Below are 17,285 nucleotides of genomic sequence, written 5' to 3' on the forward strand. Positions count from 1 at the left end.
TAAGTGCTGACAATGATTCGTTAAAATTGGAGAGCAAAAGCGGGACGGTGTGATCATCAACACTGCATATCGTCGGCAGCAGCAGATCTGTATAAGATACAGACCAAGTTATGTACATAATGTAAGCATCTACAACGCCAGCTTCACGCTCATCGATATATACATTAATTAAATTACCTTCACCCATTATTCTTATGTTGTAAATAATTTCTTCAAGAGAGTATTTACTACTTTTCTCAGCAATATCGCTTGCTCTAACTTCTTTGTCACTTTTAGAAGCTTCAATTAAAATTTCGCGAACTAAATCCATATTTCTTCTCATAAGTTTATTCTCCTTTATAGATCATTGTTTAAATTTTCATATAAATATCATATACAATGTGGCACAAGCGTATTAATCACGTCTAAACCATTTAATTTATGCTCGGCATCTAGAGTGTCCCAATATATTGAATCTTTAGTAAGTTTTAATTTTAGAACTACTAAGTTGCATAAGACTAGTTTGTGGTGATTGGTACAGAGATTTTACCTTTTGCTATTACCACGCCGTAGTATATAGCGTAGCATTCAACATAGTGTTCTCCTCGAAAAACCGTATATTCTTCTCTGGTTTTAGAGGTTGTACCACCAATAATTTGACCTCTTATACAATTGCGTTTTTTAGCTTCTTCTCCGCAGTTGCATACTTTCCATTTGAGACTATATGGTGTTGGAAGATTTGTATTTGTTATATAAAATTCTAGTTTTTTGTTTGGTTTAAGCCAAATATGATTCCTTATCATGTCTCTTAAACTGGCTGGTCTAAATCCATCTTGTGTTACTTTGCACTCAAGATTAAGTTCATCTTTTAAATCAATCGGATAAAAATTTTCAATGAACTGTTCCGTGTCATCATACGATGTAAAAAGATCCTTGGCTACTTGTTCATGGTCACTTAATGGAACAAATCTTCCAAAGACCTCTCGCCATTTCTTGTATGACTTATCTTCATCGCTTTCATCAATAGCAACACAACAGAGCTTATAAGCTTCTGCAGCTTTTACTTGAAAATTTTTCTTGACCTTTACTCTTTGATTGCTGCCTGGAGCATTCCAGAATTCTTGTTTGGGTAAATTGCTTAGATATTTAAAGAAATCTCTAATCATATAATCAGGATGATTTGTAGCGTTAAAATATTCATCGTTATCATTGAGAAATCTCCATGCCATAGTATCTATGAGAAGACCACCCATAGTAACATTGTGTTTATTGTTCCATGCCCGAGATAATTTGCATATTTTTCTAGCATTCCCATTAGAAGCTGTATCAAGGTCAGATATAGTTTTAATCTCATCTCGTGGTTTTGTTGTTTTCCAAGAATCGGAATACGTATCTGGATACAAAAATGAGCCATTCTCTTGTTCAAATACAGGTTGCACTTCAAATTTATAATTTTTGAAATTAACTACAACAACTAGTTGATTTACTCGAATATCAGTTCGTGAATAATGGGTGACTATAGCTTGTTTTATTTTAGATAGAACTTTGCATGTACCTCCTGACACATGAAATTCATCATATAAATGAGAAGGAAGAATATAAAGAAAATCTAAATCAGAGACTCCATCAATGGCTGTACAACGTCCCCATGAACCTACCATTAACCGATTGTCTGATTCTGAATCTGAATCTCTAAATTCTTTATTAAGGACTTTTGTAATTTCATCTCTACGGTTTCTAATTTCTTCCTCATTAGAAATCTTAAGATTGTCGAAGATTTTATCAAAAACGTCTAATGCACTCATGTAACTGATATTTCTTCCTTACTCTATTCTTCCTGGGGTTCTGTTATCAATTTCTTCTTGTGATGACTGAGGTTTTTCATTACCGTTTATAGCAGCATTAGCCTTGTTGTAATCTCTGGATGTTGTTCTAGGTGCTGTTGATAGTACGTCGTGTTCTTTAAGTTCTAGCTCATCTCGAATTTTACGTGCATTCTCGTCTGAAATAGCTGACACTTCAAGATCAGAAATTAATGATTCATATCTTTCAAATAGATAGCGAATTTCAACAGCGGACTTTTGATGTTCTGCTATTTTTGCCTTAAAATCAAAGAACTCACCCGAAAAAGAAGCACCTGTTGCTAAAGTCGCTATAAGTGCTACTGCAAAATTCCCCCAAATTTCGTTTAATATAATACCAGCAACACTTGTAATCAGTGTGCCTGTAGTTACTACAGTTAAGACAATTGAGAATCTTTTGCGCCATCTTTCCCAGGATTCACATCTATCAGCAGCTTTTTCTTGTGTACGATAGGTGTATAAAAGACGATCTGCGCGAGCATCAAGTAAATGAATTAGTTTGCTTTTATTTTCCATTGCATGCCTCGCACTATTCCATACGCTGTACTTTTTCTTCTATAAATGCAATTTCTTCATCATTAAGATCATACTTACGGTAAAGTTGCTGATCGATATCATCGACGGATTTTGACCAGTCGATGTCAGAAGAAGAGGTGAAATCTTGTAAAGGAACGTATTCCCACATTGTTTTCGAATTATTTTGTGTTACTTTTTTCATTCCAAGCAGTGCTCTTACAAAACGAGTCTTAATGTATTTTAAGCAAGCTTCTGAAAGAGTTTTATTTTCAAATTCACCAATTGAAATAAAAGTTTCAGTAAAACCAACACTAGGATTTACTATTTGTGGTTTAGTTAAACGTTCACCAAATGAACCCTTTCCATCCGCTTTTGGAATTAAAATTTTATAATGTTCTAGATTCGAAACATACTTTACATATTTCCTTTTTATCCATCTGAAAACGCGAGAGTTGTCGGTTTTGCCAAGAATTTGTATGAAATCTTCAGCATCATTAGGTTTTTCTAAAAATAACGATGGCATTCTTTCAAAAGCACTAGGAGCAATGCGCGAATCCGATGTTTTTGAAAGTTCATCTGGATTTTCACGATATGCTATGTCAGAATAACGATAAATACCTCTACTACATATTATCTTTGTAATACTAGAAAAATCATTGCATTTGCAAACTTTTTCTCTAATTGAAGTTAATTTAGTATTTGGAGTAAAACATACTATTGGTTTGTATTTTTTGTTATTATCACGAATGGTAATTGCTACTCCGCCTTTTATGTCAATGTTTGACTCAAAAACAGCATCACTACTTTCGTTGTAACTAGCAACTTTAAAATGCGGATCATTAAGCCTTAATGAGTTCCATTTTGAATTTGTCTTTCCTGCGTTAAACAAAAATCTAGCTGGAGTTATTAAAGCCGTAAATTCTGATAGACAATAAGATAAATCCATGAATTCTGGGTATATTGCAGAATCACTATTATTTTTGCCAATTGATGCCTTCTGATACGGCGGATTTCCTACGATTGCTCCGAATTTCACTTTTTCACCCCCTTGAATTTTACCTTCCAGCGTAATTTTATCAAAATCTTTCTTCTGACTGAGAAGTTCAGTTATTCGATTATAGTCCACCTCCTCGTTATCTTTTTTAATATCGAGAAGGTCGTAGCTTGTAAAGTCCTTAGCAATACAAGCAGTATTTAGTCCAAGTATTTCGTAGAAACGTCTTGTGAACTCATATGCAACGCTTGAAGTAGGAATGGCATATATGCTGTTTCTTATTTCGTCAAGCGTAAAGCCTAATGCCTGTAGACGCTTTACGAGTGCTACTGTATATTCGCCTGCTTTTGATGCAATATCAAGTAATTTTTCACCTGATTTAATAATGTTACGCAATTGATCTTCAGAAAGCATCGCCACCATTTCATCAGCAATTTTTGCTGGTGTAATAATTTCAGACGAAGACATACGGCTAAATTTGGCAAGTGAAGTTACAGCACGCTCAAGGGGTTTTAAGTTTTCGTCAGTAGCAAGTGTAGATATATTTTGGATTTTATAATCTAATGCACTGAGCTTAAAAGCATTGAGTGAATTTCGCAAAACCTCGATATCATACGTATTGATACCTAGATTTTGAGCAATTCTATTATTTTTACCGTGATGCAATGTTTCTAAAATGTCGTCCAGTGACCTTACTGATTCTGGGCAAAGGAACGAGAAGAAGAGGATGCGCTGATAATACGTGCGTATCTTGTTTTCTAAGTCTTTGATTTCTTTATCATCTGTTATAGCTGTGAGAGGTGACTGTCTCTGTGGCTCTGCGTCATCATTATAATCATCCAGCGCGTCATCTGCGTCATCATTGACATCAAAATCCTGCCCATCTGTTTCACTTGCATGGGCTTCCAGAGTTAAGCCTGCCTTAGATCCAAATGGATTTTGTGCTTCAATTACATCCCGCATATGCTCGTTATTTAGGATTGAGAGATCTATCGGTAAATCCATTACCTCGTCGGTAATTGAACGAGAATTGTTGTAGTGGCTAACCTCTTTTAGGATATCAGTAGCTTGCACCTGTTCTAAGCGATTATGATTCATTGTAATAACTGGCGATATACGAAGCTCGTCAGCAATACGCTTGTCAAGCAATGAATTACCATTCTTTTCAGTGTTGGCATTGTAAATTAAAGATTTTTGCTCCTGCATAGTAAAAAGACGATGTGGGTCAAAATCTACCAGCAGAGTTTGCGGTTTTAGGCACTCTTTTATAACTTTTGTGCCGTCACTTAATTCACGAACATATTGGTTTTGTAAGCGAAATATTGCTTGATCGTATTCTTGCGGACTCGCTGTATCTTTTAGATAAATCATCGTGTCCCATTGCTCAACAGTTGAGCCAGTAAGCATTCTATTTACTGTTAAAGTGAGCGTCTTTTTACCTTCTGATTCAAGTTTTGCAATACGATTTTTAATATCTGTTGGCGCGTGGAAGTAGTGTTGTGATTCTACGCCTGAAATATTTAAAATCTCATACTCGCCGAGATTCTTAAATTCTAAAGCATGATCTGAAATTAGCTTTTCCATTGCATCGCAGGAAGCACAATATGGCAAAACCATTACAATATGCCTGCACATTTGACCTTGCTTAATTTTATCGTAGTCTAAAAATCCTAAAAGTTTTGAGTCACTAGAAGTACCATCGATAATTTTTAGAAGGTCAAAAACTTCATCTTCATTTACAAATTTTTGATGCGCATTTGTTTTTGTGTCTTTTCTAATGGATTGCGGCTTGAAAAGAGCAGATAAAGCAAGACTTACACCATGCTTTTTCAGCTCATTCATTTTTTCTATAGCTCGCTTACTTGGGTGAAAAGCAAAACGAATCATTTGAGGAAAACCAAAATAAGGGTTGTCCCATTCCTCAACATCATCCTTATCTAAGTTTTCAGCATTCCAAGCTTTCTGTTCGTGAGCGATATCTGTAAATTGAACAAAAGAAATAATATCTTCTGGCTCAAATTCTGAACCCATTAAAATTCGATAAGGCGTTCCAGAGAGATGTAATCGAACTTTAGCCTTTAATTCCTTGATTTGCTTATTGGCATCTTCCAGATCTATTTGGTCATCTTCCTGCTTATCAAGAAACTTAATATTGTCTTTTAGGTCTTTTTTCTCGTCTGTTTGCACATTGCGCAAAATTTCGCCATAACTTTGAGCGCGAGCGCCAAAATGTGTTTCATCAACAATTAATAAGTCAATTTTATTTTCAAAGACTTGTGCATGTTTTGCCTTAATCTCAGTGCCTTGCAAGTCTTGTAATGTTAGGAAAATGACTGCCGTTTCATCTTTGGCATGAATATCTGAAATTGCGTTATCGTTCTCTAATAATTCTTTTGAACTTAAAAAGTTATAGCCTTCAAAATTGCCGGGTTGTTCTACGTTCTTCTTCCATTCTTCACGAACGTCTGCTTTAGCAGAAACAATAAGCACAGTCTTTGCATTTATGGCTTTGGCGCATGCAAGTGATGTGAATGATTTGCCAAATCGCATAACAGCATACATTAAAAGATTTGTGCGCCCCAAGTTCACTGCTTTTATAAAATTATCAACCGCTTCTTGTTGATTCGGGCGTAGTGTCCACTTTGATCCACGCTCATAGTGTACTGTAACAGCCAATCGTTTATTGGAATCATAGTAGGCATATGTAGAGTTTTTTAATTTATATTGCTCGCATATATCGTTAATAGCTTCATCTAGTTCAGAAGTATTAACATCTTTAAAAAATTCCCTACTATAGTAAACATTATTTGTAGATAAATCTTCTGGTTCAAGGCGTTTTTTGCCAAGCGAATTTTCTAAATAATCATGCACAGCATAATCACGAAAATATACATTATCAGAAACTGTTGCTTTATGCTCATATTTTTTTATTAAGTCAGGGAACTTTTGTTCCCATTCCTTTAAACGAACACTGACTGGCCGATAAGTATCCCGACTTTTAGATAGTCTGGTATTGTGCCTGTTTGAAAAGCATAAATGTGAGGTGTAACTCTTCCAAAAATAATATTATCTAGCAATTCAAGATTGTCTACTTGCTTCATTGTTTTTCTCCTGTAAAAGTAAGTCATTAAATGTGTTGGTTTTATTAGTGCGCCAATCTTTTATTTGGCATGATGTTGAAGTTTGAGAATCTATATTTTTTCCAGTTTCTTCAAAATCAAATAAAGTTGGTTGTATGGTTGCTGGTATCTCAATACAATAAGGCGGATACCCTGTAAGTCCATCCATTTGCCAGATGTTCCAAGAAATAATAATTGCTATGCTTAAAAGCTCTGACTCTGTAGGTTTTCTATTAAGTGAATCACGCATATAATCAACATATGTTGCAAGAAGGTTTTCTCTTGCTAGAAGCAGACTATCTCCTTGATATTCAAAACCATATATAGATTCAAATGCACGTTTAGACCACTTGAGCCAATCTATTTCATTACTAGTATTCTCTTTAACTACTCTAAGCTTACGATCCAAAAGTCCGATACGTTGCTTAAGTGGAATTATTTCGCCAGTTGTTGCATCATATCTGCTAACTAAATATGGAGCTTCTCCACACGTTATTTCCATTCGACATTCATCTACATATGCCATCCAATTTTTTGAGCGATTATCTGAAAACTCAATTTTTTCTGTGGTAGAAATCCAACTTTTGTCATTAGTACGATTAAAAACATTAGATCTACCAAACCATGCTTCATCAACCAAATTATTTTGTTCATTGCAAATCCAAGATGGAGTAAATACCTCAGCCTTATTTTTAGTTCTAGATGTTTGCAACTCACGAGATTTTGATGTTCTAGGTGCAATCAACCCTGCATATTTACCAGTAATTGAAGCAATGGTTATTTCGGAATGCGCTTGATGAGTATTACCATAATTTTTATAATCATTCGTTGCCCAGCAAATATTGCGTTTTGTTGTATGATCTAACAATAAAGCAGAGAAAACCTTAGGATATTTCTCAGAGAATGTTTGTTCATCAACATTTTGCTCAAAAGTATAATCAAGAATTGATTTACTCATTTACTCATTTCCTTAAAATTAGCCACCATTTCAATCAGTCTTCAATTTTTTAGTCAAATGAAGCAAATAATTTTGTTGATATATTCATATAATCAGATGCTTTTCTTTTAAACCTAGTAACCAAATTACTGCCGCAACGACTCTCTTCTTAAATTATATTTTACATACAGTTATCTTGTATAGATATGATCTGCTTATAATTCTTATTCTTCCCCCTATAAATTACATATAAATATCACATATCCCTACTCAGTATGAGAAAAATAATCAGATAAATATATTTTTATTATATTTAAAAATTATGGCTGCAACAACATAGTCATAAAATTTGTAAAAACATCAAAATTTTTATATACTTATACGCACGACAAGCTCACTTCACTATAGGAAGTGTTGATTGCTGTTAGCAGAGGGTTACCAGTTTTGTGTAGCCCTCTAGCATATTCATTCTTCTGAAACAAAACGCAGTTGAATTGTGAATCTTCTGGCAACTTTTATCCACAATTGCGTGGAAAAATGTTTGTGTGTGTAGGTAAGCAAAAAAGTGTATAAAGTTACGCCTGGATATTCTGTATTGCAATCCACAGTCCAAACACCGTTAAAAACTCAGTCAACGGACTGAGAAAGTAACGGTGTTTGACGATTGCTACATGATACTTTTTGAACCGACAAGCCTAAAGCTGCAGCGCGCTAAACTTTTTAGCGATAGTCTTCACAAGTACGAAAAACAGCCTAAAGTACATAAAACCGCCTAATCCTAATATCCAATCACATCTTTCTCAACTTCGCGTATAACATCCTCGGATATGTTTTCAACAGCAATACGATAGACCTTATTCATGCGAGGATTATAAATACCCAAGTACTGAATATTCTGAAACTCTGGATGAATAGGATGCAAACCCATACGACAATTGTACTACCCCATTGCAATTTTTAACGTGTTAACAAAAGGCTCAAGTAGCGTGATGCTTGCGAAACATATAACACAGAAAGCAACAGTTTCAGAGTTCAGAGGGAAAAGTTTCATTGCATAAAAGAGTTAAGAAACTAGATATTGGATTCACTTTTTAACGATAGAAAAATATCGCAAAAAAGGGTTTAATTGCCATTTATAACTTTCTCAATATCTCTTTTCCCATAAAGCACACGAGAAACCACAACTTCATGCTTTTCTTCAAAAACAAAATAAAAAATAAGAAAAATATCACACGCCATGAACCCTATGCTTTATGCAAAGATTCAAAAACCTTACTAGCAGGCTTCGCATCACCGGATAAAACCGACTTATAACCCTTTTCCAACTCATTATTCAACTAACCTTGAGTCATAGAACTCACATCACGCGGCTCTCTATAACCCAATTTCACATCAAAAGGAAGCCCCTTCTGTAAAACAACCTGCTTATAAAACATGGTAATAGCACTCGAAGGAGGAAGACCCAAAGAATTCAATATATATTCTGCCTGTTCTTTTAACTCTGGATCAATACGAGTATACAAGTTAGCTGTTTTCGCCATACAATCACCCCTTATTTCTTACGATGAATATACAACATTGCATTGGCATTGCAATGTCATTGCATTAACATTAGCATTAGAAAATTACGCTCATATGCAAGATTAAAAGATTAAATCACACTCAAAAATCGCGATGAATCCAGCTAACAACCCCAAAATCAACAAAATCAAAGCACAAAACTTAAATGCAAAACTATTCATCTTGATATTCAAGCAAAGCATCAGTATCAATCGTTTTAATCTCAAACGTTTTTCTTGTTGAAACACAAAAATTATGCTTAATCATAAGATTTGCAAGTTTCACACCATCAACCAAAATAATATGATGATTGTCAGCGTAATCTTTAGCTTTCTGCGAAAACCTAGAAGTTGTAACAAAAAGACCATGTCCTTGCTTACCAGCAATTGCACCAACAAAACTCTGAATATCAGGCTGACCAACAACTTTATCTAAAGCCCATTTCTTAGCCTGTATATAAATCAGTGAGAACCCAAGCTGATCCTCCATTATTACACCATCAATTCCATCATCACCAGAAGCGACAGTAGCATGACTACCATAAGCAATATCCCCATAACCCATACTGGAAAGAAGATCAACAACAAGTTTTTCAAAAGTATATGGCGAAATCTTCAATACTTCATTCAACAAATCAGACGCAAGAGTCGCGTTAATCTGCTTATATGCTGATTCAAGTTGATCATCTGGAGTTAAATCATCCTTATTCAAATTAGCAGACAAAGAGCTATCAGTATTTTCAGAATGATAAAACTCAACAAACGAAGAAAATTGCTCTAAATATTTTGAATCAATAACTTCTGGATTTTCTTCAACAACTTTCTTTCCGGCATCTGTAATAACAATAGTTGCACGTGCTGGACTGTCAACAAGCCCAGCTTTCTTAAGATAAGTTTTTGCCCAACCAACCCTATTTTTAAACACACTTTGATTACCACTTGGAAGTTTTTCTTTTAAGTCTTCCTCTGAAAGATTCAACTTCTGAGCTAAAGTTGCAATAACTTCGTTAAACGCATGAACTTCACCATCATTTATTACCAACAATAAAGGCTTCATTAGTTCATTGTATTTCGGTAACACCATTGTTAATCTCCCCTTTAAGTCACTTTCAAATACGGATACAAACTCAATCTAAACTAAATATTCATTATAAACTGAGCTACGCAATTTCAAGCTCGATCAAAGTGAAGTAACACAACTCTCTCGACGTGGCTCGACTGCTTCATCTCCAAATTCACGTTCGTTCGCGGGAATTGGTCAAAGCGCATTTTTTGAGGAAAACACACCGATTTTGCCCTTGTCCGTTCTCGGAAACAGGTCAAAGACCATGTTCCTGCCCAATAATATGCAAACGCACAGATTTACCAACCGCCTCAAGACTTCGCTCTGAGGGAATATGTCTGAAATCCCATCGCCTCAACTCTGCTCAGGCGTTATTTCCTCCGCCACCATCCTTTCTCTTGGTAACAATATTGGTAACAATAAGTGCGATACTGCCAACCATGCTCACCGCACCTAATACGTCCTTTCTAATATTTGCATTCCTTTCGCGTCTGCAATTATCACATAACTTGTACTTATTCGTGCTTACAAGTTCGCATTCGCACTTCTTGCAGTAACGAATTTCTGGACCTTTATTATTGCTCATCATAATCACCTCCGGTATGTTCTGTTTCTACTGTCAACAGATTATGTACTGAATACTCAATTTGTGTCTTCGGATCAAAGTCTGTAATCCTCGCTGCAATATCGGTAAACTGATCAACTACTTCGATCCGCTTCTGAGAAGAATTCTCATTGAGCAACAATAATGTATCTCGCTCATTAAGTTTATTTTCCACTATGAAGGATTTGAATTCCTCTAAGCATTCCTTGCACGGTTCGTATTCTCCCAACATTGCGTATCCTTCACACTCAGTCTGCACAGAGTTAGTAATGTAAACAAGTGCCTTAAATGAGTCAATTGCCTTCCTGCTGACGTCTTTTTCTCCTTTGAATTCAATCATCATTTGAAAATCAGACTTCTGGGAATGTTCGGTAATATGATACATATTCTGAGAAAAGTTCCGCATCAATACTCGCTTTGCATCTGTCGCACTATGTATAACATCCAGCATAGCCGCTTCTCTCAGCTTTGCATCCTGAATCAGCCTTGCCTGCATTAGTTTATCCCTTGCTCCTTCTGCCATAGCAAGACGATCATTCTGAAGCTCTACATGGATTTCTCTTATTGCATAACCGACATATTCTATTTCATCAAGAATCTGAGCCATTACCGCGTGCGTCGATAAATTGTTTAAGGACTGTATGAGATTAGGCGTCAAGGCCATGTCCTCAAGTCTAACCTGTTTAACAAATCCATCTGCGTCACGAATTGTTGGTAGTATTTCTCCCTGTTTATCAATGGTGAATCGATAGATTCCCTTATCTATTAAATCCTTCACATAGGAATCCATCTTAGCAACCATGATGCGATTCTTGTTTGCCATAGCTCCTATTACTTCTGCAATTGCAGGAAGCTTAATCTTGATATTTTCCCACTTACCAAAATACTGAATAAGACTTCTATTATCTTCATATGAGATAATGCTTAGTTCTCCTCGATTCGGCTGCCACTCTTCAATATCATATTCGAAGATCGGAACCATCTCGTATTTGTCCTGCTCACTGATTGGCCTCTTTGGATCGGCACTTTGAAATCCACAATGCGGGCAATTCGTAGCTTTATCTGATATTTTTGTCCCGCATTCCGGGCATAGTATTCTGCTCATTTATTCACGACCTTTCCTTTTTATTTGATGTTTCATAAGAGGCCTTGTAATTTTTGCGAAAAGTTTCCTCTACCGGTCAGCCCCATAAATTCTTGCATTTCTTTCCGACTACGAGGAACGATACAAAATTGAAGGAGAGCTTGTATTGTAACTTGCTCCCTAACTTGTTCCCTTGGATCAAGTTCTTCGGTTGGTCCGACCGTGGCAGTTGCCGTCTCAGAAAGAGGAATCACTGTCGTAAAAACATCTGCCTCTGTAAAGACAGGCTCTCCACCAGAATACATCTTCGTGTATTTATAGCTGTTGCGCATACCGCTTCCAAGCTCATCAGCAAGTCCGATTTCTCGGAACACTTTTGCTATCGGCGGATTCTTTGCAAATGGCTTGAATGTTTTCAGATTCAGGTTGCCGTGTCCATGCGCAAGGTTCGCATTCTCTGTTGTAATCTTATCCCGTTCAATGACAAGCTTCGATACATATCCACTGGAAAAATCACGGTGCATCAACAAATTGGAGATAATCTCACGCAGGATTTTATCTCTGGCGCTTATCCGCTGGACGCCATCCAATGTAAAAACATCATTCAGATGCTTCTTTCCAAATTCCATCAGACGATCATAACTTTCAATCAGGTTTGTGATTGCCACGTCCCTGTCATCATAACGATCAACATTGAACACTCTGAAAATCATGAGTGTTAAAGAGTTTTATACATATGATGTTAACGATGGAAATACAGTACGTCTAAAACGGTTGTATACGCCTGAATACGCGAGTACATGTTTATAAAAATGTCAAGTAATACTAAATGTTAAGCTTTTTTAGCATAACAACAGAGAGTTTTCCTTGGTATTTCAACGAAAACTCGGTTTTTTAGCACACTTTTTGCCGCTTATCCTCAAAAATAGTTCCTTCATTAGGCAACGACATCGTTGTCATCAAAGCAAGCACGAACGTAAACGGACCGAGCGCATCCCCATACGTTTTGAACATCACACCAAAATCATGGCCGAATACCACCATCGACAAGTAAAGGACCATAAAATTCACAGCTGTAAACATAACCAACTTCAGCACGAACATAAGAACCTTGTACATGAGAATATCCTCCTCACTCACTCCACGGAGTCGAACACCAAATAGTTTTAATACTCATTCTATCCAATAATTTTTTGCCATACAATTGTTGTTGTTATTTTTGATAACATATAAAATGTATAAGGTGTTCTAAGTTTTACTTGTAACAAATAGAAATAGGGTTATTCCCCCAAATACTAAATTATGCAAATAGACTACAATTAGAATACTCTAATGAAACTAACCTAATCTACTGTTGTAATTAAATGATGAACTCTTGCAATAATCCCATTGGTAGTGTATGTAGCAACAAGATGGTTAAGAATGGTAAAACCAGTGCAAAGAAAACACGATGGAGATATGCGAAACATACGGCTCTTTTTAATACAACATTGCCAAGATATAACACGTAAAAAACTGTTACATTTGTTTATGAAATGGCTGTTAAGTTTTTTAAACAAAAACTATAAATACTAATAGCAAGGAAAAAGGAAAGATATAACGGGTTACGTAGAACCCTTTGCTCAAAAGAGAAGAAAACAGTCTTACAAAATCTTATGCGGCTACTGCGGTTCTTCTCCATGGGTGCTACTTGATAACGAGAACAATATCTGTAAGAACAATGCCAACGACTACGCTTACCCATACCAAGCTCGGTGTAAGCAGCCAAGCGAGAACACCAAAGATCAGTAGTCTAAGCAGTACAACAATAACCAAGAAAGGCAAACTTTTTGTTAGGCATTTCTGTTGATCAGCTTTCAATGCTCCCATCAGAACCATAACCGCAGCCGCCACGCAAGAAAATAGCATATTGCCCAAGAACATGACAAGCAGCGTTCGCCAGCCGAAGATAGTACCAAGCATTCACCATTGCAGCATCAATGCAAACAAAAATGTGACAACATCGCATCCTGCTTCCATCAGCATATTCGCAACAATTAACGAGGAAAATGTTAAAGATACACCTCTAGAAGTGTCTGTTTTACCTGCGCTAGCATGCTGTAATGCAATCGTGTTTCTCACCTCGGCGCGCTTTACGCGTTCTTCTTCAAGCATTTGAACGCCAAGCTCAACCGATTTCTTTGAAGCTTCCTGTAATTGCGCATCCGTCATACCTGGCTGCCAAGGCTTTTCAAAAACAAACATCAACACACTAGTAACCGCTGCGCCAATAATAATGCTTAGCAGTGTAGTATTTGAAACAAGCAATAAAGCAATACCAGAAGTCACCAGCAGTCTGAGCACAAAATCGATGATTCCAATAAGCAAATACCCGTCATCCGGCCTACGATGCCTATACCACTGCAGATACGCTGCACTTAGCAGCGAAAACACCACAACACTCAACGCGAGTATGACCACCGTTTCCCAACCTAGTACGCGGTGCCCTACTAACTGCTGTACAAGAAGCGAAATAATAAGAGTGCAAATGCCAGCAACAGTTTCTATAATCACATTATCCCAAAAAGCATGCTTGAAAAGCACAGGTCTTACATTCGTCTCACTCATCATCTCTCCACGGAAAATGCAATTACGGAATATCGTGCTTTGATTATACAAAATATCTAAAAATTGTCCTAAGTCCAAACAGAGAGTTGCTAATTCTTTTGTTCAATAATTTTATCGGTAAATGCCTTTAAAAATTCTCTAGAATTACTCCATCCTGCACCATTGTTTAATCCCGAGAAATCAAAACCAGATATTTCATCTAACGCTTTACTACAAACCCATTCATACATTCCAGTCTCTTTGCTTTTATATATTATTAGGAACAATGGTTTCATTGCTTTTTTACCCAACGACACAACACTCTTGTATTGCTTAGAATATACTACATCGTTATACCATCCTGTCAGCCGATAGTATTTATCTTTGACCCCCTTTTCACCAATCTCGTCGCATAGATTTTGTAGCTGTTTAGCCACATATGTGAGAACCTTTTCATCTATGTTTTTTATGAGCAGAGTTTCATCAACACCTTTTTTACTTACCTCTTTCCAGTCAACATCTTCATTATTTTCTGAGTGCTTTTCATTCCTTGCAGACTTTTGATTTTCTGTCTTTACTTCTCTATTATTATCGCTAAAATTACTCTGATTCTTACAACCTGAAATAAGTGACATAAGGCAAACTACCACAGTCAAAAAAGCATAATGCTTAATATGCTTCATTTACGCCTCCTCTACAACTTAATCTTTACCTAATTGCGGCTACGATTCTCATGTTCAATCTTCACTCTGCTCTTCACTATCATGCTTCACTATCATCCGCCAAATATTTATTCATCTCGGAGTACAAATCATCTTTGAGTTTAATAAAACTGACGGGATGTAAATTATGGACAAGAATGCAGATATGCAGACTATAAAGTGATTGTAACTCAAAATCATACGATAATCCACAAGATTTTATTTCCATACATAAACAGATATGTGGGCAAAGTGGGTGCACCTTTTAACGATAGAAAAAGCTATCGTTAAAAAGTTTAAGATTGGCTTAATAGCGCGTTACATTACAATTGTTCCAGTTGCTTAGCCTGATCTTTTCTCACGTAGATAACCGCGAGTATTTGAACTTCTTTTCTACTATCATCAACACAAAAATAAACGTAATAATTTTTTACGCGTATTCTTCTAAAACCAAGCTCACACCACGGCTGCTAATCAACGTTCAAGCTCTTCAAAAACATCATCTATCGGATAACTATCACTTTAAGCCGCCTGATCATAACCTTTAGCCATCAACGCGTTAAACGTTTTCTCATCCATATCATCTTGTGCCGGAAGCGACTTCGGAATAGTAAGCGAAAACGGAATACCCTTATTAAGAATGATTTGACGATAAAACATGTTAATAGCAGTAGCCCTAGGAATTCCAATAGTTTCCAAAATCTGCTCCGCCTGCTGCTTAATATTTTCTTGTATTCTCACATTCACATTCGCTGTTTTAGTAACTGCCATATCAATCAACCTCCATACACACATCATAAAATACTGTGTCGCATATTGCAACACGATACATACACAACGTTGACTTCCGGCTACGAATTACCAAGCTTTTCCAATTCTTTACTCATGGGCAACTTCTCCTTTCTGATAATGGGCAAAACAAAAGCGACCAACTTTTACGGTTGATCGCCTTTGGCTTAGTTATTATTTAGTTTTCATATCGACTGTCTTTGAACTGGCTCTTGTCTACATACAAGTCGAACGCTAAAACCGTTAATTGAATATCTACATTCATATCTTGACGATGGTACTTGCATTTCCAAATGTTTGCTTGAGGCTGGGTGTAAGATACCGTATTGGAATCAGCCCAATTCTTTATTTTAGATATGATTGCGGGGAATGATTGATTTTCTTTGTTGAAAATAATCACTGATACTTTTATATCTCGCCATGTTGAATAGTTAATAACTTGTTGGATTGCTCCTTGGAACAAACGCTCACCGTGCCATATTTTGCATTCTCCGATGAAAGCAGCCTTGTTTTCAAACTCAATATGAATATCAGTTTTTCCAATCTTTCGGAAGGTTTCTCCCGTTGCTGATTCATAATGCGTATTCAATGTTGCTAATAGATGGTCTCTGAGTTCTTCTTCGGTATTGGCAAAATATGTTCTCGCTGTTTTTTCCATAGTTGTTCCACACATCAAAATGATATTATTGATATTTTCATAATCGCCATCACTGATGCACGGTTCAGGAATTGCAGTTTTAACTGTTGGTTTCGCAGGTGATTGACGGACTATCCGTTTCAACTGGATTGGCTTGGTATTAGGCGCGTTTTTGCTCGCAGTCAATGGAATCTGTAATGCGTTGCTAATAGCGGAGAAAGAGTCTGCTTTCTTTTTTCGTTTCTCCAACAAACTCATGGCATAAACTGTAAGTCCGCTATTGAACGAAGTAACCTCGGCGTTCACATTGTCAATCATTGTCTTATAGCTACTAAATTCGTTTTCGAACTGTTTTTGCACATACTCAGCCATTGCATCACCCTTGTCTTGAAGCTCCTGCTTTGTATATTCAAAATCCAGAGTGAAACTTCCGCGGTCCTCATCATGAGGACTTACAAAACTTTGCGTTGCAAATCTTGATAGAATACGTCTACTGGGTCGTAACTTGAACAGGCTTGGATCTCCGTCAAACGGGATTTTGAATCTCACTTGAACTCCGTCTATCTCAAAAAAGTCTCTTTCACCAGGATACCTTCGGAAAGTATTCGCCTTTTTGACTTTTGTTTCAGAAAGCGTTTTCTCAATATTTGTTTCAAAAATCGAAATGGGCGCAACAGAATACTTTGTTGCAAGATAATCTGCCCACTCTTCAAAATTATAAGAGACAATTTCCTCATCACTCATTTGCTCTACTTCTGTTTTCATTTTGCTGTAAAATGAAGCAAAATAGTTTTGAGAATCAATCCCATTGAAGAACTCTTTGTCGCATACCAATCCAGTTTTATAATGCATTTT

General features: G+C 36.5%; 15 protein-coding genes and 2 pseudogenes. All 17 read right to left on the reverse strand.

Annotated features, from left to right (window positions below; genetic code table 11):
• On the reverse strand, positions 1-322 hold a 322-nt coding region (locus ACJV2T_RS04325; RefSeq protein WP_419399261.1), incomplete at its 3' end, for a DUF2513 domain-containing protein.
• Between the two features lie 175 nt (positions 323-497).
• Positions 498-1,784, reverse strand: coding sequence for a nucleotide-binding domain-containing protein (locus tag ACJV2T_RS04330; RefSeq protein ID WP_419399262.1), 1,287 nt, complete (start codon positions 1,782-1,784; stop codon positions 498-500).
• Positions 1,785-1,802: 18 nt separating this feature from the next.
• A complete protein-coding gene (locus tag ACJV2T_RS04335; RefSeq protein ID WP_419399263.1) occupies positions 1,803-2,357 on the reverse strand; it encodes an SLATT domain-containing protein in 555 nt (184 codons plus the stop codon).
• 13 nt (positions 2,358-2,370) lie between these two features.
• Entirely contained in the window at positions 2,371-6,222 is a 3,852-nt protein-coding gene (locus ACJV2T_RS04340; RefSeq protein WP_419399264.1) for a DEAD/DEAH box helicase family protein, read from the reverse strand.
• A gap of 89 nt (positions 6,223-6,311) precedes the next feature.
• Positions 6,312-6,452 (reverse strand): hypothetical protein, encoded by a 141-nt coding sequence (locus ACJV2T_RS04345; RefSeq protein WP_419399265.1) that lies wholly within the window; start codon positions 6,450-6,452, stop codon positions 6,312-6,314.
• Positions 6,430-7,428, reverse strand: coding sequence for a restriction endonuclease subunit M (locus ACJV2T_RS04350; RefSeq protein WP_419399266.1), 999 nt, complete (start codon positions 7,426-7,428; stop codon positions 6,430-6,432). The genes ACJV2T_RS04345 and ACJV2T_RS04350 overlap by 23 nt, the downstream gene beginning before the upstream one ends.
• A 757-nt stretch (positions 7,429-8,185) precedes the next feature.
• Complete coding sequence (locus ACJV2T_RS04355) at positions 8,186-8,335, reverse strand: hypothetical protein (protein ID WP_419399267.1); 150 nt, start codon at positions 8,333-8,335, stop codon at positions 8,186-8,188.
• 316 nt (positions 8,336-8,651) lie between these two features.
• Positions 8,652-8,948, reverse strand: a pseudogene (locus ACJV2T_RS04360) (type II toxin-antitoxin system RelB/DinJ family antitoxin).
• Between the two features lie 193 nt (positions 8,949-9,141).
• The gene (locus ACJV2T_RS04365; protein ID WP_419399268.1) at positions 9,142-10,050 is read right to left on the reverse strand and encodes a restriction endonuclease; all 909 of its coding nucleotides are present in this window, start codon (positions 10,048-10,050) and stop codon (positions 9,142-9,144) included.
• A 343-nt stretch (positions 10,051-10,393) separates the two neighbouring features.
• Positions 10,394-10,615: a hypothetical protein gene (locus tag ACJV2T_RS04370; RefSeq protein ID WP_419399269.1), complete on the reverse strand. Its 222-nt coding sequence runs from the start codon at positions 10,613-10,615 to the stop codon at positions 10,394-10,396.
• A complete protein-coding gene (locus tag ACJV2T_RS04375) occupies positions 10,605-11,738 on the reverse strand; it encodes a zinc ribbon domain-containing protein (RefSeq protein ID WP_419399270.1) in 1,134 nt (377 codons plus the stop codon). Before ACJV2T_RS04375 ends, ACJV2T_RS04370 begins: the two co-directional genes overlap by 11 nt.
• Positions 11,739-11,770: 32 nt before the next feature.
• Positions 11,771-12,430: a hypothetical protein gene (locus ACJV2T_RS04380; protein WP_472850116.1), complete on the reverse strand. Its 660-nt coding sequence runs from the start codon at positions 12,428-12,430 to the stop codon at positions 11,771-11,773.
• Positions 12,431-12,611: 181 nt separating this feature from the next.
• On the reverse strand, positions 12,612-12,836 hold the full coding sequence (locus tag ACJV2T_RS04385; protein WP_415683029.1) for a hypothetical protein: 225 nt from the start codon (positions 12,834-12,836) through the stop codon (positions 12,612-12,614).
• Positions 12,837-13,403: 567 nt separating this feature from the next.
• Positions 13,404-14,324 (reverse strand): annotated as a pseudogene (locus ACJV2T_RS04390) (hypothetical protein).
• 89 nt (positions 14,325-14,413) lie between these two features.
• Positions 14,414-14,986: a hypothetical protein gene (locus ACJV2T_RS04395; protein ID WP_419399271.1), complete on the reverse strand. Its 573-nt coding sequence runs from the start codon at positions 14,984-14,986 to the stop codon at positions 14,414-14,416.
• A 540-nt stretch (positions 14,987-15,526) separates the two neighbouring features.
• Positions 15,527-15,775 (reverse strand): type II toxin-antitoxin system RelB/DinJ family antitoxin, encoded by a 249-nt coding sequence (locus ACJV2T_RS04400; protein WP_419399272.1) that lies wholly within the window; start codon positions 15,773-15,775, stop codon positions 15,527-15,529.
• Positions 15,776-15,971: 196 nt separating this feature from the next.
• Complete coding sequence (locus tag ACJV2T_RS04405) at positions 15,972-17,282, reverse strand: hypothetical protein (protein WP_419399273.1); 1,311 nt, start codon at positions 17,280-17,282, stop codon at positions 15,972-15,974.
• Positions 17,283-17,285 lie beyond the last annotated feature (3 nt).

The sequence above is a fragment of the Gardnerella phocaeensis genome (genome assembly GCF_048545075.1).
Lineage (GTDB): Bacteria > Actinomycetota > Actinomycetes > Actinomycetales > Bifidobacteriaceae > Bifidobacterium > Bifidobacterium vaginale_J.